This is a genomic window from Luteibacter sp. 621 (assembly GCF_050435445.1).
Lineage (GTDB): Bacteria > Pseudomonadota > Gammaproteobacteria > Xanthomonadales > Rhodanobacteraceae > Luteibacter.
Map to the genome: position 1 here is coordinate 428,452 of NZ_JBNDKI010000001.1, position 19,519 is coordinate 447,970.

Sequence of the window (19,519 nt, forward strand, 5' to 3'; positions counted from 1 at the left end):
GCCGGGAGTGCAGGCACACCGATAGACTGCAAGGGGTCCCGGAGCGCATCCGGCAACCGCTCACTGCCGCCGGCCAACCACGCCGCCACAGCCTCCCCGAGCCCGCCTGTCCCCTCGTCGTACCAGTGCGCCAGCGCGTCCGCCCGGGCGCCCATGGCAAGGTGCGCCCGCACACATCCCTCCCAGAACACATCGACCTGCTGCAGGAGCGAAAACCGGGCCACCTCTCCCGTTTCAGCATTCCGGACACACCATCGGTTCCAGCCGCTTGCAGCATTGACCTTCGTGCGCTCGAGCGTCCATCCCGATTCACCAAGTTGTCGTCCCAGCCCCTGTGCCGTCACTGCCATCATCGTCTCCGCAAAGACCCAGATCTATCCCAGCGATGTGAACTGTCAATGTGGGGTGGCCGGACAAAGTGCCGCTGCCGCCCTGATTGCCGGGTGTACCGCGCAACCAGCTAGAGTTTCAGTTTTCGGGTCGGCGCGTTTGCAGCAACCGCATCGGTCGCGCGGCCGAGAAAGCGCGTGGACGATTCGCGGTCGATGCGCAATCCCGTCGAAGCTCGCTCAAACCTGGGCGTCAATGGCCGCCCATCACCCGCCTTCTCAAAGGCGCTGACTGCCATGATATTGATGAGGTCAGGCAACAGTCGCTCAACAGTGGTCTGGTCGGTACTCACCCACCATTTCAGCGCAGCCGGTTCGTCGACGAGCCCGTTTCGGAGCACGTCTGAAAGCATCGGGGCCGAATCTGGGACCTCAACGTCAATGTACCAGGAAGGTTTTGCGGCAGTCTCCAGCTTGAACGCCGCGTCCATCCGAGACAACTGGACAGCGCGCATCGAGTCCTTGAAGTACCCGATGTAATGCACAAACGAACACGAAGAGAGGTCCCCGTTCCGGATACCCGGCGCCGCCAGCCCTCGCAATGCAAAGCCGAACCGCTGCAACTGCCGCATCTGGACAATGACTTTTCCGCCCCTGCCCTGCAGACGGTCCCGATGCACGTTGATGAAGGACCGCCCAGCACTGTCGGTATGACCACGTTTGGCCTGGAATACAGCCACCCGCACGTCCTCGGCCGACCTCTTCAGCACCAGAGCGTAGTCCGCACCGCTTCCAGCCTCACTTGCGACAGATTGCCCGCCTTTCCTGAACTGGCTCCAGGCACACTCGTCAAATTCCTCGAGCTCATGGAGGCCAAGGAGTGCGCACCAATTGAAGTTCGACACCATCGCCCCGAGAAGCGCCGCCGACGTCACCTCCTCGTCAAGCTTGGCCGACACGCCTGCCTTCAGCACTGTTTCGATGGAGATGTTGAATGCAGCCCCTATCGGCCCGGAGCGGCCCAATTCGCCGAGAATGATTTCCACAATGTCCGGGCGAATGGCTGACGCCTTTGGTTCGTCACTCATTGTTTCGTCACATCCTGAATCTACAGCCGTCCCGACACGCGGGTCGGGTGGAAACAGCGGGCCCGGGGCACTGCCTGCTCCAGGGCCTGCCGCTCCAGGGCTTCGCGATAGCGCCCGAGATGAATGAAGAAATCGCCGCTTCCATGCGCATGGCCGGCAGGCCCGTCCTCGAGCAAGCGCTCACTCCAGTCGTCCGGCAATTCGAAGTCCTCGAACCGCTCGGCTTCCTGTGCAAACGTCTCGCCCCAAGTCGTCCAGCTCGCGCCCTCGTTCTCGACCCACTCCCTTGCAGCCTCGCTCTCACGACATGCGGCAAGCACGATGGCAAACAGCTCGATGTTTCTGAAGTGTTCGCGTGCCAGCTCCCTCCACCAGTTCCAGGCTCCGGCGATGGAAGCGAAGTGCCAAGCCTCCCGCTCGCTGGCGCCGATCCGCCGGAGGAGTATACCGGTGCCATGATTGCGCTCATTGGGAAACTCGCTGGCAAGCAAGACGTCAATGTCGGCCCTGGCGAAGTATTCGGTGAATTCCTCAGCGTTCATGAGATACCCCACAAAAACACTACGCTACGGCAAAACCACGCGATCGCAAGCACCGACCCTTGGACAAAATGCCGCTCCGCACCGTCGCCGGCAGAACGCACTGATGGACAGTCAGCGATGCCCTCCATGCATGTATCATGCTTCATAATGAAAAGCATATAAAGATTTCGCGCGCATTGCCGATTCGTACCTTGACAATCATCACCCGGACTCGAGACATGACCATCAACACATCGAACGTCACCCCCGGCTCGTCGCTTGCCATCAGCGTTTCCGGCACGGCCTACCTGCAACGCTCAATCAAGGCGGGCGTCATGCCTGGTGTCCTTCCCCAGACCGACGACGAGAAGGCGGGAAGCTCGGGCAAGGAGAGCGCCTCGGAGGCGCTCGCAAAGGTCGACGCGCCAACCCGCGAGGCCATCGAGGAAGCGTTGAAGAAATTCGACCCCAATGCCTCGCTCGACACGTACGCGGATGGCAAGTCGTACTCGAACAGTTCCGGGCTCATGCTTCATCTGATTGCCTGAGGCCCCCGAGAGCATCTGGCTCAACCAAACCCGGTCTTCGCACTTCAACCTCGGCACTGGCCGATCCATTGCAGGCCACAAAAAAGCACAAACGGGCCTTAGTCAGACGGACAAGGAGCAGCAGGATGGGACTGCTTTACCATTACACAGACGAAACGGGGCTGGCAATGATAACGGGTTCGGGTTTCATTGCGCCGTACCCCGTCTCGTTCGCAGGAGGAACTAAACCGCTGCATCGGGCGGCCGTCGCGTTAACCGACCTGCCTTCGCCCGTCGGTATGGGATTGCCTGACGGGCGCGCAATCACAGCCGAACAAGCAGCGGTCATCTCTCACGTCAACACAAAGGGCGCCGGCATCTTCTCCCTCGATAAGACTCAAGTGAGAATCGGGGTCGTGCTTGAAGACGACGACACTGCCCTGCTGCCGTTTGCTCGGCGCTTTCTCGGTCGCACCGTTTTGATGCCTTCATGCTTGCACTCGACGTCGGCGCCTACCTTTGCTACGGGACACGGAAAGACGAGGAAGTAAGGCACTACGCGGCGCTTCTCAGCGAGAAGCGCATTCCAGGCATGGTCGCGCATTCGTACTTCTACACGGCGCCCATTCCGTTCGCGACAGCGCACGTCACGCGATTCGACAAGGCGACCTCTGTCTATCGCTGACTGCGTTTGCTTCAGAGGTACCGGAAGACGAGCTGCAGCGCCGCAAGTCCCCCATGCTCGAGAAGTTCCGCATGCGCCATCGCTGCGATGTCATCAAACGAAAGCTCCGGAAACGGGTCGGGTCCAAGGTCGCGTATGACGGTCGTCACGAGCCCCTCGTCGGGCGTCTGCGTGGGAATGCTCGCTTCGTGCTTCATGGCTATGGTACCGGCTAGGAGAGTTCTTCCACCGTAACCAGGGTTCGACTGCTGTCAACCTGGCCAGCGTGACAGAATGTCGCCGGCCCCCGGCCGGTCGCAAGGACAGTCTGTCGCACTTGACTAGCGAAACCATCGGCGCTCGCCAGGATGGCGCCATGAAAACCCAATCCCAGCCACCGAACCTTCGTTCGGCACATAAACGACAGCCCTGGCTCCCAGTACCCCTGAAAATTGCACTGGGCATCGTTCTTGTCCCATCCCTGGTTCTCATCTGGATGGTGGTCGAGTCGCGATGATAGTGACCGGACAGTTCGGCGTCATGAGTCCAGGCCCATCCGCAGTGCCTGCAATCAGGCGGGGATGGACGGCCGCGAGAGCCTTCCGCTACGAGCGGTCTCAATTCAGCGTCCCCGGGCGGGTGGGCGTCAGGATGCACACCCCGTCGACATCAGGCCTTCGGTGGCTGGAACCACCCGCTGGGCGTCGCGCTTGCCTGCGCGGGTTTTACGACCACCGGTGCGGCGAATACGTCGAAATGGCACCCGTCTTCATCGATGCCAGTGAGATTGACCCGATAGGAAAAGCCTGCGGCAGTACCACTCATGGCGTCACCTACCCTCATCATGTTCCAGGAGCCGCCAAGTGTGACGGTGCAAATGCTCCTGCCGATGTCGTCAACGCCCACGAGCACGGAATTGGGAATAAGGTAGGCCGAACGCCCCTGCATGACAGCGACGCTTTTGCCACTGTTGACCAAAGCAGCGAGTCTTTCCTGAGCGGCGTCTCTTTCGGTCGTCCGGTCTGCAAGCTCCTTTCGGAGAGCGCTGATTTGTCCCGTCGCGCTCGAGACGGTGTCCTCAAGCGCCTAGATGCGCAGCGGCAGACGGTGCGAAGCGACCAGTTCCTTTCGTTCGCCTACCGAAAGCCGAAGATCCGCCGTGGCCGCCCTCAGCTCCTTGATGCCCTCGGGGAGTGCCAACTCCTTGGAGGCCTTGTAGCCCGCCAGCTCACCCGACTGGAAAAAGGTCGCGACCGTCCACGTGGCGGGGACGCAGACGACCGCGACGGCGCCGACCTGGGCGAGTGTCAGCCATGCAGACGAACTGGCGGGGCTGCTGTTGCTCATGGTGCATTCCTTGAGTAGATGGCGTATTCAAGCACACGGAGATAACGGCGCGGCCAGCATCTTCTTGAGCGCCTTGCAGTGTCGAGAAAGCCACCGCATCCACAACGCTCAACCACCATGTCGCCAAAGCCCCTTGAGCGATAGACGTTCCTGCAAGCATGGGCATTATCCGCGCTGCGTTCTTAGCAAACGGGTTCGGCTCGCGTCCGCAACCCGTCAGCGCAGTCAAATAAACGCGTCCGTGTCCGGCGCAATCGGATAGTCCAGTTTCTTGATGGCATCGAGCACGTGTTGCTTGGGTGCATCCATGCCGTAGGAGCTGTGATGCTCATCGTCGAGCTCGTGGCCCACATATGCCGCACGGAGTTCCGCCTCGACGCCAGCCGCCTGGAGGGTCTGGATGACGGTCTTGCGGAAAGAGTGAAAGCCGAGTTTACCCACATCGAGTTTCGGCAGGATGAGCCCGCTGTACCGGGCAAACGCCTTCGACAGCCAGTCGCCGGAGCCGTTAATGGCGCCCTTGCCGACTTTCGGGAACAACCGGGTTTCCCCCATTTTCCTCAGGCGCTCGACGCGCTTGAGCAGGCCCATGCGGATGAGCTCGGGATGGACGGGAATGACCCGGTTGGAAAAATCGTTCTTCGTGCTTTGCCCGTCGCCTTCGTTGGTGATGCGAAGACACGGGATGCCGTCAACGTCGAAAAAGTCCACAAGGGCGAGTTGCCCCACTTCCGACACGCGAGCGCCCATGTACAAGCCCATCCAGGTGCCAAGGCGCGCTTCCGATGACAGACGCTTGATGTTGGCGGGCGCAAACAGGAGTTTGAGCTGCGCGTCGTTGAACGCTTTGAAGCCATGTTTTTTGCGCAGGCGCTTTTCGCGCGCCTTGTAGACAACATGCCCCGAGGCAGGCGAATCATTGCGTGGAAACTCAATGAAGCCCTTTCCCTTGCACCACTCAAGGAAGCCCTTGAGGTAGGACAATTTGTTGACGATGGTTGGTGTCGCGAGCTCCTGCGCGCGCAGGTGGCTCACCCACTTGCCAATCTCGACGCGTGTGGCGTCATGCACGAACCGTTTCATGCCGAAGAATTTCCCGAACTCGGAAATGGCCAGGCGCTTGATGACCAGGGTTTTCGGAATCGTGCCGGAGGCAATGTCGGCAAGCCACCCATCGATGGCGCGGTCGATGCGCTCAATGGCCTGGGGGGCTGCGGGTGCGGGCGCGGGTGCAGGCGTGGCCGGACGCGGGACGTGTGCAGGTGCAGGAGCGTTGTGGACGGGCGCTGCCGGCGGCGTGGTGTCCGGGGAAAACGCTTGTTCGCGCATCCACTGTTGCACGATGGCTTCCTTGCGCATGTCGCCAATCGACTCAATCATCGACTTGGCCAACGCATGGTCCTCGGGACCGTTTGCCTCGACTTCGATGGTGCCGTCAGGTCTGGTGACGAGCCGGTAGTGCGTGCCCAGTTTCTTGAGCCGCTCGAGCAGCAGCTTCGTTTCCTTGCTCATCCCCGCCATGCAACCCATCCGTACCTGCTGATGGAGGTCATCATACGCACGCCAAAGACCAAGTGCGCGGTCACGGGCAACACCAATGTCGCGCGTCTGCAGACTGCGCTTGATGATGGGCCGCCCGAGCATGGCCTGAAGCAAGACGGGCATGCGCCGGCGGAAGTGGTAGACACCGGAGGGGGCTTTGATGAGGTAGTGCGGGATGCGCATCGGGGGACTCAATGTGTCCCGAAATGTGTCCCGATTGGCTTTTTCCAGAAATCGTGTAACTAACTGATTTTCGTGGACAAAAAACCTAATGGCGGAGAGAGTGGGATTCGAACCCACGGTAGGCTTACACCTACGGCAGTTTTCAAGACTGCTGCCTTAAACCACTCGGCCATCTCTCCGTATTGTCTTCAACGCATTGCGCGCCTGCATCTTACCTCTCGCCCCGATCGCCGCCGAGGTGACTCGGACGCCGAGTGGGATTGTTCGCCGCTTCGCGACGAATCCCTCCCGATGGTCGGGACCGCCCTCCGGGCGTCCTGCGGCGGCTGCGCCGCCTTGTCGAACCCACGGTAGGCTTACACCTACGGCAGTTTTCAAGACTGCTGCCTTAAACCACTCGGCCATCTCTCCGTATTTTCAGCACCCCGGCTGTTGCAGCCGGAGGTCAAGCAAGGCGCGCCAGGATTGCCCCGGCGCGCCGATTGTACCTGAACAGCTCAGCTAATGGCTTCGATACCCGCCATATAGGGGCGAAGCACCTCAGGCACCTCAATGCTCCCATCCTTCTGCTGGTAGTTCTCCATAACAGCCACAAGGGTACGGCCCACAGCTAACCCCGAACCGTTGAGGGTATGCACCAGCTCAGGCTTACCCGTCGCCGGATTCCGCCACCGCGCCTGCATGCGCCGCGCCTGGAAATCCGTGCAGTTCGAGCAGCTCGAAATCTCGCGATAGGTCTGCTGGCTGGGCAGCCAGACTTCCAGGTCGTACGTCTTGGCGGCCGAGAAGCCCATGTCACCGGTGCACAGCATCACCTTCCGATACGGCAGGCCAAGCTTCTGCAGCACAGTTTCTGCGTGGCCGACCATTTCCTCGAGGGCAGCCATAGAGTGCTCAGGCGCCGTCACCTGCACCATCTCCACCTTTTCGAACTGGTGCTGGCGGATCATCCCGCGCGTATCGCGGCCATAGCTGCCGGCTTCGGCGCGGAAGCACATCGAGTGCGCGGTCAGGCGCATCGGCAGCTGGTCGGCTTCGACGATACTGTCGCGGACCAGGTTGGTCAGCGCCACTTCCGACGTCGGGATCAGGTAACGCTTCTTGTCATCCACCTGCACGCCGAACAGGTCTTCCTCGAATTTCGGCAGCTGGCTCGTGCCGTACATCGCATCCGCATTCACGATCAGCGGGATGTTGTGTTCCAGGTAGCCGTGCTGGGTGGTGTGCAGGTCCAGCATGAACTGCGCGAGCGCGCGATGCAGGTGGGCCAGCTGGCCGCGCAGCACGGTGAAGCGGGCGCCGCTGAGCTTGGCGCCGGCGTCGGCATCGAGCCAGCCGTGGCGGGCACCCAGGTCCACGTGGTCCTGCACCGGGAAATCGAACGCCCGGGCGTGGCCCCAGCGCAGGATCTCCACGTTCTGGGTCTCGTCCTTGCCGATCGCCACGTCGGCGTCCGGCAGGTTCGGGATGCCCGCGGAGATGTCGGCCAGCTTGGCCTGCACCTCGGCCAGGGCCTGCTCGTTGGCCTTCAGCGTATCGCCGATACCGGCCACCTCGGCCATGAGCGGCGCCACGTCCTCACCCTTGGCTTTCGCCTGGCCAATGGCCTTGGAACGGGTATTACGCAGGTTCTGCAGCTCCTGGGTCTCCGTGGAGAGGGCCTTGCGCTCGGATTCCAGGCGCTCGATCGTGGCGACATCGAGGTCGAAATTTCGGGCGGCGCGGAGGCGTTCTGCCGTTTCGGCAAGGCGGCCGCGCAGGAGTGCGGGATCCAGCATGGGGTGCGTTCCGTGGGTTGCGACCTCTGATTATCGCAAAAAAAGCCCCCGGGGCGCGCCGCCATGGATTTCCACCGCCATGGCGCCTACCCCAGCCCGAACCCACGACGATAGGCCCGGCGCGCCGGCACCCGCAGCGTCGCCTGGGTGCCACCTTCATCGGCGCGGCCGAACACCAGGGCGCCGCCGATCTGCCGGGCACGCTCGCGCATCCCTGCCATACCCCAGCGCCCCTCGGGCGCCGCCGCCTCGGTATCGCCCATGCCGACACCATCATCGGCCACCGTGGCCACGAGCGCCTGCCGCTCGTAGCGCAGCGCCACGCGCACCTGCGTGCCGTGCGAATGCCGGAATGCATTGGCGACCAGCTCCTGCACGATCGCGTGCACCTCGTCGGCCACCGCGGGGCGAAGTGAGCGTGGCGCACCCGTGACATCCACGGTGACCGTCATGCCGTGCGGGCCGCTGAGCAGCGCGGCCAGCTTCTGCACGTCGGCAGGTAACGACTCCAGCGAATCGTTGACCGAGCGCAGGCCCATGATCTTTTCACGGCCCTGCGCCAGTGCGTCCTCGGCGATATCGACCACTTTGGCGAACCGCTCGCGGGTGACGCCTTCGGTGCGTTGGCCGGCCGCATGCGCGTGGAACAGCAGCGCCTGGAAGTGTTGCAGCAGCGAATCGTGCAGATCGCGGGCGATCCGCTCGCGCTCTTCCAGGCGAGTCTGGTGCGCCGCGAAAACGCGGGCCATGTGCCGGCGATACACCACCCAGAGCACAACCAGCAGCGCGACCACGCAGAGCACGCGGAACCACCAGGTCTGGTAGAACGCCGGCAGGATCGCAAAGGTCATCGTGGTTGCCGCGACGGGCCATGTGCCGTCGGCGGCGGAGGCCTGGATCCGGAACTGATAGCGGCCGGGCCCCAGATTGGAGTAATGCACCCGCCGTTGCGCGCCGGCATCCTGCCAGCCTTCATCAATACCGGCTAGCTCAAAGCGAAAGCGCGTCTTCGCAGGGGCCACCAACGTCGGCGCGGTGAAGCCGATCTCGACGCTGCGCGTGCCCTCGTCCAGCGCCTTGGCCGCACCACCGGCGTAGCGCAGGTCCTGGCCATTCAGGGATTCAATGGCGACGACAGGTGCGGGCGGCACGGGCGGAATATGGGCCGGGTCGATCCACGCCACGCTGCGTTCGCTCGCGAGCCAGATGCGCCCGTCCGTACCCTCTTCCACCGGATCGAGCTGGATGGTACCGGAGGTGCCGCGCAGCCCGTCATCCTGATCGAACACCGTGTCGTTCACCACGTGCGTGGGCGATGCCACGGCCGCGTCGATCTCAGCCGAAGGCAGCCGGAACAGCCCGCGCGTGGTTAGTAGCCACAGATCGCCATTGGCTACCTCCACCATGTCACCCGCCCCCGCATAGCGCTCGCCATGCGTGCCGGTGATCCGCTGAAAGCGCTCGCCACGCTTGAGCATGAGGCCATCGGAGCCGCTGACCCACAAGCCGCGCTTGCCCACGTAGAGGCCATCCACGGCGCCCACGTCCAGGCCGTCGGCGTTGCCGTAGCGCTTCTCCTTCCCGCCGGCCAGCATCACCAGCACGCTACCGGGGCGACCGATCCATGCGCGGTCCGCTTCAACGACCAGCGACAAAGCCGTCTTGGGGTAGACATTGGCCCAGCCGTGGCCGTCCCAGCGCCAGATGATGTTGCCAAGATCCATCCACAGGTCGCCGGAGGGGCCGGTCGCCATGCCATGGCAGGCCCTGCCCGGCGTATCCCCGGTTCGCGCGCTGCGTAGCAAGGGCGGCAGGGGAATGGATTCGGTCACGCCACCGCGCAGTCGATGCAACTCGTTATCGGCACTCATCCACACCGCGCCATCGTGGGCGCGCGCAAAGCAGCGCACATTCGTACCGAGCTCAGGATGCGGCTCGATCGTGGCGCCCGCGTGCAAGGGCGGCATGGTCGACCGGCTGGCGATCCACAGCGTGCCGCCGTCACCGGCCACGATGGTGGGGTGGTACACGGCCGGGGGCAGCGGCAGGGGCGTGAACCGCGTGGCCCGGAACTGCTCAAGCCCGCGCGAACTGGCGATCCAGACGTTGCCGTCCCGGTCGACATAATCGGCTGTGACGTCGACATCCTCGCCATCGCCGAAGCGCACGCGCTCGGTCACGAGCTGGCGCGTGCCATCCCGCCATTCAGCGTGATAGCGCAGCAACCCATCACTGGTCGGGATCCAGAGCCCACGGTATTTGTCGACGATCATGTCGGCGGTCGGCGCGGTAGCGACGTGCAAGGCATGCTCGGGCAAATCGGCCATGGCGGCGATGCCCGCATCGGCGTCCACGCGCTCGAACGCGCCGCCGCCAGGCCGCCACCGGTAGGCGTCGTCACCGCTAAACGCCCAGTACGAACCATCCCAGCCGGTGCCATACAGATTGAAATAGACGCCCTGATCGCCCTTCGCGGACGTGACGTTGACCGGCTTGAACTGGTTATCCTTGAGTTCGACCAGGCCGCCCGTGGTGCCCAACCATACGCCGCCGCGTGGCCCCTTGGTGAGCGACATGCTCGTGACCAGGGCGTGGCCTGTCTTCACCTCGGCGACGGCGCCGTGGCTGATCCGGACCAATCGACCGCGCAGCGTGCCGACCCAGAGTGCGCCATCGCTATCGCCAAATACCGTCGTGATCAGGTCAGCGCCTAGCTCCTTTTCAAACATGCGCTCGAAGCGCACGCCATCGAACCGGTAGAGGCCATTGGCGCCGCCCACCCACAGGTAGCCATCGCGATCCTGCGTGATCGCGTAAATGCCTTGCGGCACCCCGTCGCGCATGGTGAACAGGGTGCGTTGCAGCTGGTCCACGCCGAGGAACGCCGGGGCTTGCACCTGAGCCGGGCGGGCGGCGCTATGGTCTTCCGCCACACTCACGCACGACCCCACCGCGGCAAGGGCTGCCAGCGCTACGCCAAGGAGATGTCTATATGCACTCACGCAGAGTGCGCGCCGCGTCTGCCCGAGCAGCGTGAAAAGCATGGTGGAGGTCTCGCCCGCGGTGGTTGTAGTGCAGCGCCGGCCTGTTCGTGCCGGTCGCCCGTGCGGGACTGTAACATTCCCTACACCGCCCGCGTGGGCCTACGCGCGGGTGGTTGGCGTCGCAGCGCGCGGTTTGAGGCTGCGCTCCGCCAGGTACGCTTCCAGTGGCTCCACCCGCCCCTCGGGCTCCGCGATGGCCACCCAGGTGTCCGGCCGCAACAGGTATGCCGCGTCTTCGGCCAGCCCGGCTTTCGCGTAGTCGGCCTCCCAGGGGTAATCGCGCAGCGCCACGCCCCGGTGCAGGCACCAGGCCTTCAACTCGGGCCGTGGCGTGCCGTACACATGCACCTGCCAGCCGATGCTGGGCAATGGCTCGAAGTTGTCACCTCCGGCGGTACGTACCCACGGCAGACGGTCCCCGCCCTTCACTTCCCCAGCCTCGCCTTCGCTCAGCGCGCTGTCGTAATACACCAGCGAGGTCTGCGAGATCAGCCGGAACATGGCCTCGCGGGCGGCCTCCACCTTGAAGGCCACGCTGGCGATGTGCGGAAAGATGTTCACTCGAAGGAAGTCGGCGACGGTGCCGCCGGAGGTCATCATGGTGAACGCGCGATCGGTGCTCTTCACCAGCGTGTGCGCAAAGCCACGGCGCTCCTTGTCGAAGGTATCGAGCAAGGCATCCGGGGCCTCGTCACGCAGCACGGCAGCCAGTTTCCACGCCAGGTTGATCGCATCGAGGATGCCCGTGTTCATGCCCTGCCCGCCCGCCGGGCTGTGCACGTGACCGGCATCGCCGAGGATCAGCACGCGCTCGCGGCGGAAGGTATCTGCCACACGGTGGTGTACGCGGTAGCTCGAGAACCAGGTCACCTCATCCACCGTCACGCCCAGGCGCTTGATCGCATCCTGGTGGATGTCATCGAAGGTGAGTTCTTCGGCGCGCTCGGCGCGCGCATCGTCGATGGAACCGATCAGGCGCGAGCGGCCTTCCGTGCCGTACGGCAGCACCAGCACGAAATCGCCATGCTCGATCGAAACGTGGCCCTCCTCGGGCCGCTGCAAACCGCTCAGCTTCACATCGGCCACGTAGAACACCGAGCGGTACGTGCCGCCTTCGAAACCGAGCTTCAGCGCCTCGCGCACGGTGGACCGCGCACCATCGCAGGCAGCGAGATAACGGCTGGTGAGGGTTTCCTCGCCACCATCGGCACGGCGGATGCGCGCGGTCACGGCATCATCGTTCTGCTCGAACGAAAGCAGCTCGGTGCTGCGCTCGATCGTCACGCTCATGCCCGTGAGCCGGTCGCTCAGCGCGCGCTCGTGGTGATCCTGCGGGTAGACCAGCGGGTACGGGTACGGCGAGATGTATTTGCCCGCATCGCCGAAGACTAGTCGCGCCGCCGGCTTGCCACGCGTCCACATGTTGATCGCGGCCATGTGGTGGCCCTGGGCGACCAGGGTGTCGGCAAGATCGAGCTGGCGGTAAAGCTCGAGCGTGCGCGCCTGGACCACCATGGCCCGCGAGGTATCACCGGGCCCGGCCTTCTTGTCGATGATGCGAACCTTGATGCCCTGGGCGGTGAGCCAGAGGGCAAGCACCAGGCCGGTGGGGCCGGCGCCTACGATCAGTACGTCGTCCATGGTGGGGCACCTCGGTCGGCGGGTTGGGTATTTCGCCGAATGTGCGCCGATTCATGGGTGAAGTCGAGGGTTGGGCTATCGCGCGCAAGCGCGCTCCTACAGGGTGGATTCGAGGTTGCTGAGGATGGTTTGCCAGCCGTGGGTGCTGGGCTTGAGCCACTTCTCTTCCACGTCGTGGGTGAGCGTGAGGTTGCAGCCATCGGGCACAGTGGCGATGTGGATCTGCACATGCACCGCACCGGGGTCGTACTTCGGCACGGAGAAGCTGAAGGCCAGGTCGTGCGGCCGGTCGATGCGTTCGTAGATACCGGTGTGCAACACATCGCCCTCTTCACGCCGTTCGACGATGCGGTAGCTGCCACCCACTGTCGCATTCAGCGCCACCTCCACCATCTCGCCCTCGGGCGTGGCAAACAACCAGTGGCCCACGGTGTCCTGGTTAAGCCAGGCGTCGAAGACGCGCTCTGCCGGGTACGGAAAGAAATGCGTAACGGTAACGCGGGCCATGGCAAAGGTCTCGATGCTTGGGGCTCGCGCCGAAGGTGGCGGATTTTCTTTGCGCAGGCAAGCACCCTGCGCTCACTCGATCAATTCAATCGTTCCAATACGATCGAGCTCAACCTTCAGCGCCGCCTCGCCCGCCCAGACGGCCTCTGATAGCGCGAGAAACGCCCGAAGTCGCGCCTTGATAAGCGCGTGCGCCGAAGCGAACGCGCGGCGCTTTGACGCCACATCCCCTTCCACCGCCGCCGGATCGGGCAAGCCCCAATGCGTACGGATGAAGTCACCAAAGAACACCGGGCAGGGCTCGGCGGCCGCGCTATCGCAAACCGTAACGACCACATCGATACGCACACCGCTATCGCCCGCGAACTCATCCCACGACTTGCTGCGAAGGCCATCAGTGCTGATGTGCTCCTCGGCCAACCTGGCGAGTGCAAACGGGTTGACGCGCCCCGTGGGCTGGCTTCCCGCGCTGAACGCCTCGAAGCGCCCTGCTCCCCACGCACGCAACGTGGCTTCTGCAAGCACGCTGCGTGCGGAGTTTCCCGTGCAGACAAACAGGACGTGGTGCGGACGGTTCGTCATCGCGGCCTCCATCAGCAGCACGCGCCGACCGGATCATCGGCGCAGCAGTTAGCGGTGAGGTAGGCAATCAGCGCGTTCATGCAATTGAATGCGGCCCGGTAGCAGACGAAACGCCCCTGCTGCTCGCTCGTAACCAGGCCCGCCTGCACGAGGTCCTTCAGGTGGAACGACAAGGTGGCGCCGGGAATGCCGAGTGCATCGCCGATATCACCCGCCATCCGACCCTTGGGGCCTGCCACGACCAGCAGCCGGAAGATGGCCAGGCGCTTGGCGTGGCCAAGGGCAGCAAGCGCGGCGATTGCATCGTTCGTTTCCATGCTTCTAGAATACTAGAACTATCGAGCAGCGAGCAATCCCATGGTTACCAACCTTCCCCACCTGCGTAGCGAGCATCTCCCGCCGCCCGAGACCGTGAATCTGCGCGCGGGGGACGACGCCGGCCACCCGCCCCGCATTCTCCTGCTCTACGGGTCGCTACGCCCTGGTTCGTTCTCGCGCCAACTCGCGTTGGAGGCGGAGCGCATCCTGCAGCACCTGGGCGCAGAAACCCGTGTATTCCATCCGCACGACTTACCCATGCTCGATAGCGTTCCCGCGACACACCCTGAGGTGCAGCGCCTGCGCGAATGGTCGACATGGTCGGAAGGCCAGGTGTGGGTGAGCCCCGAGCGTCACGGCACGCTTACCGGCGTCTTCAAGAACCAGATTGACTGGCTGCCGCTTGAAGATGGCAGCGTGCGGCCCACGCAAGGGCGCACGCTCGCGGTCATGCAAGTGTCCGGTGGCTCGCAGTCGTTCAATGTCGTAAACGCGCTGCGTGTGCTCGGTCGCTGGATGCGCATGGTCACCATTCCAAACCAGTCCTCGGTGGCCAAGGCATGGCAGGAGTTCGATGAGCACGGGCGCATGAAGCCGTCGCCGTTTTATGACCGCGTAGTGGATGTGATGGAAGAGCTGGTGAAGTTCACGCTGATGGTGCGCGGGCGGAGCGACTACCTGGTGAGTCGGTACAGCGAACGGAAAGGGGATGCCGTGCAGGCCGAGGCGGCACGACGTGCGGCTGGGGCTTAGAGGCCTTGCACTGGGGCAAGATCGGATCGCGCGCAAGCGCGCTCCTACAGGGGATGCCTGAGGGTTTAGCGCCAGGCGCTGCCTATTTGCAGGTACCACGCATGGTCGTCGCGGGCCCACGCCCAATCGACGCCGGCATATAAACCTAGTGCACGGGCGATGAGGTAGCGAAAGCCGACGCCCTTGGTCGTTTCCGTGGGCGCATCATCGAAGCTGTTGCGGCGGCCCCAGGCGCGCCCCGCGCCGCCGAACGCCACCGCGGCCCAGCGCTTCGTGACGTTCCAGCGCAGCTCGGCTTCCACCATGCCCACGGAGCGATCCTGGTAGCGGCCGTACGAGATGCCGCGCAGGTCGATCGAGGGCAGCTGGAAGAACGGCGTATCACCGGGCGCGGTACGGTAGTCCGCGCGCAGGCCGAGCACGAAGCGTGGGCCCAGGGGAATGTAGTCGAGCACGTGGGTGCGCCATGCCTGGAAGGTGTTGTCGCTGCCAATGCCGGGACCGTAAAGCGTGCCTTCCAGCGTCGCGAGCACGCCGCGCGATGGGGTCAGGGTGTTGTCGCGTGTATCGATTTCGAGCACAGGCCCTGCGCCCGAAGCCTTGGTCGGGAAATCGCGCGGCTTGAAGAACTGCCGGTTGCCTTCCACGTTAAGGCTGCTGTTGAGATCGATGTAGAGCCAGCGTGCACCCACATACAGCGGCATATCACCCAGCTTGTACTGCACCTGCTGGAACGAGAACCAGCCATCCAGGTTGTAACCGATCTTGCGCGGGCCCACGAACAGGCCCTTCGAATAAAAATCGAGATTGGCGGAGACCTTGCCTACCGCGCCCTTGTATCGCCAGCGATCGTCCCGAAAGTGGAACTCGCCCGCTGCCACGGCGCCGTACGTGCCGTTCTGCGTCTTCGCCGCGCCGAAGCCGTAGATGTTCGGCGGAATGCGTTCACCCTTGGCCTTGGATTCCTCCGACTGCGTGGCTGGCCGGAAGAACACCGCCGACGCACCACCACCGTTGCCGACCGCGGGCTCGGTGATGATGATCGGCACGATCAACGCGCCCTTGTGCTGCAGCAGCCAGCGCGACATGTCGATCGCGTGGTCCTGGGGATCGTGCAGCAACTGCCAGAAGGTTTCCTTGGGCGGCGCGTCCTTCGCTGACGCCTGGTCGGCATAGGGGCCATCGGTGGCCGCGCGCGCCGACGACGGCGCGGCAAAGGCCACCATCATCCCCAGGCCCAGCAACAGCGGGAAAACGTTTCGCATCGTCTCGCACAGGTCGTGGCCCAGGCCCATGCTGTGGGGTCCGCGCGGGTGCGCCAAGCGCAATCACCGAGGGTTTGTGTGGGTAGATCTACGTAGGCTGCGGAACCCTGCAACGGTCGGCCGTGGTGGGCGGCGGGATCGCGCGCAAGCGCGCTCCTGCAGGGTTCCATCAGGTGGGGGCGGCGTTGCGGCGGCGCAGGGAGCGGAGCAGCCACGTGGCCATCAGGACGGCGGTGCCGATGTTTGCGATCACTTCGCCGGGCCACACGTGGCCGTACTCGATACCCTTGTAGTCGAAGAAATCGGCGAGCAGGCCGAACACGTTCACGAGCGCGCCGGCGGCGATGAATGCGTGGCAGCAGCGGATCACGCGACCCAGGTGGCGATCAGTGAGCAGGTAGGCGCCACATACCATCATGACGAAGCTACACGACAGGTCGCCAATGGAATAGATCAAGCCATCACTCATGAGTTATCGCCCCCTGCGATACGATCGATCATGCGGTTGGCGATGGATTCGCCGCGGTTATCGATGAGCCGCTGCGCGATCATCGTCAGGCGCAGGCCGAAACAGCCCACGAGGAAGGACACGCCGGCCTGTATTTCAGCGGGCGATTCGGGCATGAAGTGGCGCTCGAGCGCGGGGGCCAGGAAGATGGCCATCATCGCGCCGCATACCACCTGCACCACGGCGCGGCGGCGCGAGGCTTCATTGCCCAGCGCCACCGGGAGAACAGCGCCGCCGATCGCGGCCAGCAAAAGCCAGAAGCGGGTGAAGAGCAACATGGTATCCATGGCGGCGCCCTCCCCTTACGGAGCCTGCTGCTGCAAGCGGCCTGTCCAGTCGGCGCGCTTGGAGGAGAAGCTGATTAGCCAGGTCACGGGTTCACCCGCCTTGGGCGGCGCGGGCTTCACCGTGAACTCCTTGCTGGTCAGGTCATCGCAGAACCGGCCACCGTTGACCGATGGCTTGAAGCGATAGACGTTCGCGGTATCGCGCGTGGTAACGAAGCTTGCCGAGATGCGGCAGGCGAACGGCTCATCGAAGCGCAGATCCACCTGGGCCGCACCGAACGTGGCATCGACGCGCACATCGGTATTGGCCTGCTGGATCACGCCACTCCACTGCCCCTGGGGGCCAGCGGCATCGGCGGGCATCGCGAGCGTGGCCAACAGTGCAGTGCTGGCAACGAGGCTGAGGAAACGAATGTTCATGCGGGTAACTTCCTTAGTGTGTGAACCACAAGATGACGCCGGCAGCGCCGGCAATGGCCAGGACAAGGCTCGCTACCCAGGCGCCACGATGGCAGCGCAAGTGCGGCGGGGTCTCGTCCAGGCAGGCAACAAGCGCGGCTTCCCATTCGGGCGGCACACGCAATTCGGAAAGCTTGTCCATCAGCGCATCCCCGCGGCGGGAAAGTCCACGCGGCGACCGTCGATCGCCACGCTGGGCTGCCACGCATCGGCAGCGCGGTAGGCGATACGCATGCGATGGAGCCTGGGACGCCGCCACCACGTCTTGCGCGGCCGCGACAGGTCGACAACAAGCTCAGACGCTGCACCGCGCACACGCCGGTACCGGAACCGGCAATCGAACTCCATGATGAATTCCGTGACTTGCGGAACACGGTGATCGCGAAACCAGCGCAGTGGGATCACCACCGATTCCAGATCGGCATCGTCGGTGGCATCGGTCGGTACGTGCACATGCAAGGCGTGGCCGCCGGCATCGCCCGTGGCGTATTGCTGGGCGCGCCGCACGCGCAAGGCATCGTTGGCGGCTTCCACGGCGGTGCGCAGCGCGTACAGCAGTTGATCGAACGTGCAGGTGGCCATGTCTATTTCTCCACCAGCCAGGCCGGCCGGCGCGGAAAGCCCACGTGGTAGCAAAGCCACTGCAGCACCACCTGGTGCTCACCCACCTGCAGGATGGTGAAACTCTTCTCCACGCCGATGATGGAGCCGCGCGGTGAATCGGTCAGGCAGCGGTTGAGCAGCGCGCGGGCTTCTTCCACCTGCGCCTCGGTGCTCATCTGGTTGGGGTTGTCGCTGCCGACAATCACCCGCTTCACGTACTTCACATCAGTGAGATCGAACATCCCTTCACTCCCCCGGGGAAGAATCGCGACGTCCTAAGGCGTCGCGATTCGGGCGTGGCGCAGGCGATCAGCCGTTGCCACCGTTGCCACCGCCGGCAGGTGCCGGGTCCGTGGCGGGCACGGCCACCGGCGCACCGACCCGGCGCGGGGCGCAGGCGGTCTGCAGGATGTCCATGACGCGGGCCAGGCCTTCCGGCATGCCGTTATCTTCGGCGTGCACTTCCACGTGGTACTTGGCCGAGTTATCAGACGTGCGGGTGTTTTCCTTGTGCGTGGCCACCGAACCGGAAACCTTCGCCGTGGCCTTGAAGATGCCCCAGCCGATCGACATCTCGGCGCTGAATTCGCCCTTCTTGTCTTCGCTCTCGCTCTGGCTGAAGGAGGACTTCACTTCCATGTCGAAGGTGATATCGACCTTGGTGACGCTGAGGTTCGGCACCTTGACAATGGCAAGCAGCGGCACTTCCAGCTCGACATCTTCTTCAGCGATGCCACCGGCGTTGTTCGGATCATCGACCGGGCGCTTGAACTGGAACTTGGCGGTACGCGTGGCACCCACGCCGGTGGGATCGTTCGCGGCCGGCGGCATGAAGCCGATGACCTTGATGAAATCCGCAGTGGCCTGGGCAAGCTTCACCTGCGCCTCGCAGGCGGCCTGCAACGGGGACCCGATCAGGTCGCCCATCGGCAGGCCCTTGAACTGGCTACTCATATTGACGAGTTCGTCAGCCATGGTTTGACTCCTTGTGGTGTTGTGCGCGGGGCGCGGGATGCGCACCGCGGTCCAGCACGGCCGGGGTGGTTAGTCGCCGGGCTTGAACGTCTTGAAGACTCCCTGGGTCTGCGACAGGTGGTTCATCAGGCGCGAAGCGCCATCGGTGGGCTCGCTACCCTCCACGCGCAGCACCACGTGCACCGAGCCGCCGCCGCGGCCATTGCCGCCCCCATTGGGATCCACGCGCAGATGCGGGCGCGCTACGGGCGGCTTGCCCTTCCACGCCGGCGCTTCCACGTGCGCGTCATCCGGCGGCGGCGGGTCGCCTTCCACCAGCGGGCCCAGCTCGGCATCGAAGGTGATCTCCACATCCTTGATGCGCAGCACATTCATCGATACCAGCGGCAGGATCGGCGCGCGGTACAGGTCTTCATCGTCTTCGCCAGCCTGCGGGTGCAGCGATGGCATGCGGATCACCACGCTCTTGGGCCGGTTGTCTTCATCGAAGAAATCGGAGAGGTGGGCCATCTGGTGCTGTTCGATGCGGTCTTGCGCATCCACCACGGCACCGGCGATGGCTTCGATCAGGCTGTTGAGCGAGGTTTGCGCGGCCATG

Annotated in this window: 24 protein-coding genes and 1 tRNA gene; 3 read left to right on the plus strand and 22 right to left on the minus strand. The window is 63.9% G+C overall.

The annotated features are described in order from the left end of the window. Nucleotides 1-460: 460 nt before the first annotated feature. Both ABIE56_RS02070 and ABIE56_RS02075 read right to left on the minus strand, forming a co-directional pair. On the minus strand, nt 461-1,417 hold the full coding sequence (locus tag ABIE56_RS02070; protein WP_429242177.1) for a hypothetical protein: 957 nt from the start codon (nt 1,415-1,417) through the stop codon (nt 461-463). Between the two features lie 20 nt (nt 1,418-1,437). After that, a complete protein-coding gene (locus ABIE56_RS02075; protein ID WP_429242178.1) occupies nt 1,438-1,959 on the minus strand; it encodes a hypothetical protein in 522 nt (173 codons plus the stop codon). Between the two features lie 218 nt (nt 1,960-2,177). Here ABIE56_RS02075 and ABIE56_RS02080 point away from each other — a divergent pair, with 218 nt between their 5' ends. Next, entirely contained in the window at nt 2,178-2,486 is a 309-nt protein-coding gene (locus ABIE56_RS02080; RefSeq protein WP_429242179.1) for a hypothetical protein, read from the plus strand. Nucleotides 2,487-2,955: 469 nt separating this feature from the next. Then, a complete protein-coding gene (locus tag ABIE56_RS02085) occupies nt 2,956-3,150 on the plus strand; it encodes a hypothetical protein (protein ID WP_429242180.1) in 195 nt (64 codons plus the stop codon). 11 nt (nt 3,151-3,161) lie between these two features. On the opposite strand, the gene ABIE56_RS02090 is transcribed toward ABIE56_RS02085, so the two are convergent. The 11 genes from ABIE56_RS02090 to ABIE56_RS02140 form a co-directional block, all read right to left on the minus strand. Next, on the minus strand, nt 3,162-3,347 hold the full coding sequence (locus ABIE56_RS02090) for a hypothetical protein (protein WP_429242181.1): 186 nt from the start codon (nt 3,345-3,347) through the stop codon (nt 3,162-3,164). A gap of 451 nt (nt 3,348-3,798) precedes the next feature. Continuing rightward, nucleotides 3,799-3,954, minus strand: coding sequence for a hypothetical protein (locus ABIE56_RS02095; RefSeq protein WP_429242182.1), 156 nt, complete (start codon nt 3,952-3,954; stop codon nt 3,799-3,801). Nucleotides 3,955-4,215: 261 nt separating this feature from the next. Next, complete coding sequence (locus tag ABIE56_RS02100; RefSeq protein WP_429242183.1) at nt 4,216-4,476, minus strand: hypothetical protein; 261 nt, start codon at nt 4,474-4,476, stop codon at nt 4,216-4,218. A 225-nt stretch (nt 4,477-4,701) separates the two neighbouring features. Then, nucleotides 4,702-6,201 carry a DUF6538 domain-containing protein gene (locus ABIE56_RS02105; RefSeq protein ID WP_429242184.1) on the minus strand — a complete coding sequence of 500 codons (1,500 nt, stop codon included), beginning with the start codon at nt 6,199-6,201 and terminating at the stop codon, nt 4,702-4,704. A gap of 89 nt (nt 6,202-6,290) precedes the next feature. Beyond that, nucleotides 6,291-6,380 (minus strand) — tRNA-Ser (locus tag ABIE56_RS02110). 318 nt (nt 6,381-6,698) lie between these two features. Beyond that, nucleotides 6,699-7,979 (minus strand): serine--tRNA ligase, encoded by a 1,281-nt coding sequence (gene serS / locus ABIE56_RS02115; RefSeq protein WP_429242185.1) that lies wholly within the window; start codon nt 7,977-7,979, stop codon nt 6,699-6,701. An 86-nt stretch (nt 7,980-8,065) separates the two neighbouring features. Then, nucleotides 8,066-11,023 carry a two-component regulator propeller domain-containing protein gene (locus tag ABIE56_RS02120; protein ID WP_429242186.1) on the minus strand — a complete coding sequence of 986 codons (2,958 nt, stop codon included), beginning with the start codon at nt 11,021-11,023 and terminating at the stop codon, nt 8,066-8,068. 99 nt (nt 11,024-11,122) lie between these two features. After that, nucleotides 11,123-12,664, minus strand: coding sequence for an FAD-dependent monooxygenase (locus ABIE56_RS02125; RefSeq protein WP_429242187.1), 1,542 nt, complete (start codon nt 12,662-12,664; stop codon nt 11,123-11,125). 96 nt (nt 12,665-12,760) lie between these two features. Beyond that, nucleotides 12,761-13,171 (minus strand): SRPBCC family protein, encoded by a 411-nt coding sequence (locus ABIE56_RS02130; protein WP_429242188.1) that lies wholly within the window; start codon nt 13,169-13,171, stop codon nt 12,761-12,763. A 72-nt stretch (nt 13,172-13,243) separates the two neighbouring features. Continuing rightward, the gene (locus ABIE56_RS02135) at nt 13,244-13,753 is read right to left on the minus strand and encodes an arsenate reductase ArsC (RefSeq protein ID WP_429242189.1); all 510 of its coding nucleotides are present in this window, start codon (nt 13,751-13,753) and stop codon (nt 13,244-13,246) included. 11 nt (nt 13,754-13,764) lie between these two features. Continuing rightward, on the minus strand, nt 13,765-14,070 hold the full coding sequence (locus ABIE56_RS02140) for an ArsR/SmtB family transcription factor (RefSeq protein ID WP_429242190.1): 306 nt from the start codon (nt 14,068-14,070) through the stop codon (nt 13,765-13,767). Nucleotides 14,071-14,110: 40 nt separating this feature from the next. On the opposite strand from ABIE56_RS02140, the gene arsH reads away from it, so the two are divergent. After that, nucleotides 14,111-14,824, plus strand: coding sequence for an arsenical resistance protein ArsH (gene arsH / locus ABIE56_RS02145; RefSeq protein ID WP_429242191.1), 714 nt, complete (start codon nt 14,111-14,113; stop codon nt 14,822-14,824). Nucleotides 14,825-14,889: 65 nt separating this feature from the next. On the opposite strand, the gene ABIE56_RS02150 is transcribed toward arsH, so the two are convergent. The 9 genes from ABIE56_RS02150 to ABIE56_RS02190 form a co-directional block, all read right to left on the minus strand. Then, nucleotides 14,890-16,089 carry a BamA/TamA family outer membrane protein gene (locus ABIE56_RS02150; protein ID WP_429242192.1) on the minus strand — a complete coding sequence of 400 codons (1,200 nt, stop codon included), beginning with the start codon at nt 16,087-16,089 and terminating at the stop codon, nt 14,890-14,892. 169 nt (nt 16,090-16,258) lie between these two features. Then, on the minus strand, nt 16,259-16,558 hold the full coding sequence (locus ABIE56_RS02155) for a hypothetical protein (protein ID WP_429242193.1): 300 nt from the start codon (nt 16,556-16,558) through the stop codon (nt 16,259-16,261). Next, nucleotides 16,555-16,884, minus strand: a complete 330-nt coding sequence (locus ABIE56_RS02160; protein WP_429242194.1) for a hypothetical protein — start codon at nt 16,882-16,884, stop codon at nt 16,555-16,557. Before ABIE56_RS02160 ends, ABIE56_RS02155 begins: the two co-directional genes overlap by 4 nt. Nucleotides 16,885-16,899: 15 nt before the next feature. Beyond that, nucleotides 16,900-17,304, minus strand: a complete 405-nt coding sequence (locus ABIE56_RS02165) for a hypothetical protein (protein ID WP_429242195.1) — start codon at nt 17,302-17,304, stop codon at nt 16,900-16,902. 13 nt (nt 17,305-17,317) lie between these two features. Continuing rightward, on the minus strand, nt 17,318-17,485 hold the full coding sequence (locus ABIE56_RS02170) for a hypothetical protein (protein WP_429242196.1): 168 nt from the start codon (nt 17,483-17,485) through the stop codon (nt 17,318-17,320). Beyond that, nucleotides 17,485-17,925, minus strand: coding sequence for a hypothetical protein (locus tag ABIE56_RS02175; RefSeq protein ID WP_429242197.1), 441 nt, complete (start codon nt 17,923-17,925; stop codon nt 17,485-17,487). Before ABIE56_RS02175 ends, ABIE56_RS02170 begins: the two co-directional genes overlap by 1 nt. A 2-nt stretch (nt 17,926-17,927) precedes the next feature. Continuing rightward, the gene (locus tag ABIE56_RS02180; protein ID WP_429242198.1) at nt 17,928-18,188 is read right to left on the minus strand and encodes a hypothetical protein; all 261 of its coding nucleotides are present in this window, start codon (nt 18,186-18,188) and stop codon (nt 17,928-17,930) included. A gap of 67 nt (nt 18,189-18,255) precedes the next feature. After that, the gene (locus ABIE56_RS02185; protein WP_429242199.1) at nt 18,256-18,921 is read right to left on the minus strand and encodes a DUF2589 domain-containing protein; all 666 of its coding nucleotides are present in this window, start codon (nt 18,919-18,921) and stop codon (nt 18,256-18,258) included. Nucleotides 18,922-18,990: 69 nt separating this feature from the next. After that, nucleotides 18,991-19,518, minus strand: coding sequence for a DUF2589 domain-containing protein (locus ABIE56_RS02190; RefSeq protein ID WP_429242200.1), 528 nt, complete (start codon nt 19,516-19,518; stop codon nt 18,991-18,993). Nucleotide 19,519: the final 1 nt, after the last annotated feature.

Bases quoted from the DNA above. Each gene is read 5' to 3' on its own strand.
- ABIE56_RS02070 (WP_429242177.1), bottom strand. From the start codon at position 1,417: ATGAGTGACGAACCAAAGGCGTCAGCCATTCGCCCGGACATTGTGGAA.
- ABIE56_RS02075 (WP_429242178.1), bottom strand. From the start codon at position 1,959: ATGAACGCTGAGGAATTCACCGAATACTTCGCCAGGGCCGACATTGAC.
- ABIE56_RS02080 (WP_429242179.1), top strand. From the start codon at position 2,178: ATGACCATCAACACATCGAACGTCACCCCCGGCTCGTCGCTTGCCATC.
- ABIE56_RS02085 (WP_429242180.1), top strand. From the start codon at position 2,956: ATGCTTGCACTCGACGTCGGCGCCTACCTTTGCTACGGGACACGGAAA.
- ABIE56_RS02090 (WP_429242181.1), bottom strand. From the start codon at position 3,347: ATGAAGCACGAAGCGAGCATTCCCACGCAGACGCCCGACGAGGGGCTC.
- ABIE56_RS02095 (WP_429242182.1), bottom strand. From the start codon at position 3,954: ATGAGTGGTACTGCCGCAGGCTTTTCCTATCGGGTCAATCTCACTGGC.
- ABIE56_RS02100 (WP_429242183.1), bottom strand. From the start codon at position 4,476: ATGAGCAACAGCAGCCCCGCCAGTTCGTCTGCATGGCTGACACTCGCC.
- ABIE56_RS02105 (WP_429242184.1), bottom strand. From the start codon at position 6,201: ATGCGCATCCCGCACTACCTCATCAAAGCCCCCTCCGGTGTCTACCAC.
- serS (WP_429242185.1), bottom strand. From the start codon at position 7,979: ATGCTGGATCCCGCACTCCTGCGCGGCCGCCTTGCCGAAACGGCAGAA.
- ABIE56_RS02120 (WP_429242186.1), bottom strand. From the start codon at position 11,023: ATGCTTTTCACGCTGCTCGGGCAGACGCGGCGCGCACTCTGCGTGAGT.
- ABIE56_RS02125 (WP_429242187.1), bottom strand. From the start codon at position 12,664: ATGGACGACGTACTGATCGTAGGCGCCGGCCCCACCGGCCTGGTGCTT.
- ABIE56_RS02130 (WP_429242188.1), bottom strand. From the start codon at position 13,171: ATGGCCCGCGTTACCGTTACGCATTTCTTTCCGTACCCGGCAGAGCGC.
- ABIE56_RS02135 (WP_429242189.1), bottom strand. From the start codon at position 13,753: ATGACGAACCGTCCGCACCACGTCCTGTTTGTCTGCACGGGAAACTCC.
- ABIE56_RS02140 (WP_429242190.1), bottom strand. From the start codon at position 14,070: ATGGAAACGAACGATGCAATCGCCGCGCTTGCTGCCCTTGGCCACGCC.
- arsH (WP_429242191.1), top strand. From the start codon at position 14,111: ATGGTTACCAACCTTCCCCACCTGCGTAGCGAGCATCTCCCGCCGCCC.
- ABIE56_RS02150 (WP_429242192.1), bottom strand. From the start codon at position 16,089: ATGCGAAACGTTTTCCCGCTGTTGCTGGGCCTGGGGATGATGGTGGCC.
- ABIE56_RS02155 (WP_429242193.1), bottom strand. From the start codon at position 16,558: ATGAGTGATGGCTTGATCTATTCCATTGGCGACCTGTCGTGTAGCTTC.
- ABIE56_RS02160 (WP_429242194.1), bottom strand. From the start codon at position 16,884: ATGGATACCATGTTGCTCTTCACCCGCTTCTGGCTTTTGCTGGCCGCG.
- ABIE56_RS02165 (WP_429242195.1), bottom strand. From the start codon at position 17,304: ATGAACATTCGTTTCCTCAGCCTCGTTGCCAGCACTGCACTGTTGGCC.
- ABIE56_RS02170 (WP_429242196.1), bottom strand. From the start codon at position 17,485: ATGGACAAGCTTTCCGAATTGCGTGTGCCGCCCGAATGGGAAGCCGCG.
- ABIE56_RS02175 (WP_429242197.1), bottom strand. From the start codon at position 17,925: ATGGCCACCTGCACGTTCGATCAACTGCTGTACGCGCTGCGCACCGCC.
- ABIE56_RS02180 (WP_429242198.1), bottom strand. From the start codon at position 18,188: ATGTTCGATCTCACTGATGTGAAGTACGTGAAGCGGGTGATTGTCGGC.
- ABIE56_RS02185 (WP_429242199.1), bottom strand. From the start codon at position 18,921: ATGGCTGACGAACTCGTCAATATGAGTAGCCAGTTCAAGGGCCTGCCG.
- ABIE56_RS02190 (WP_429242200.1), bottom strand. From the start codon at position 19,518: ATGGCCGCGCAAACCTCGCTCAACAGCCTGATCGAAGCCATCGCCGGT.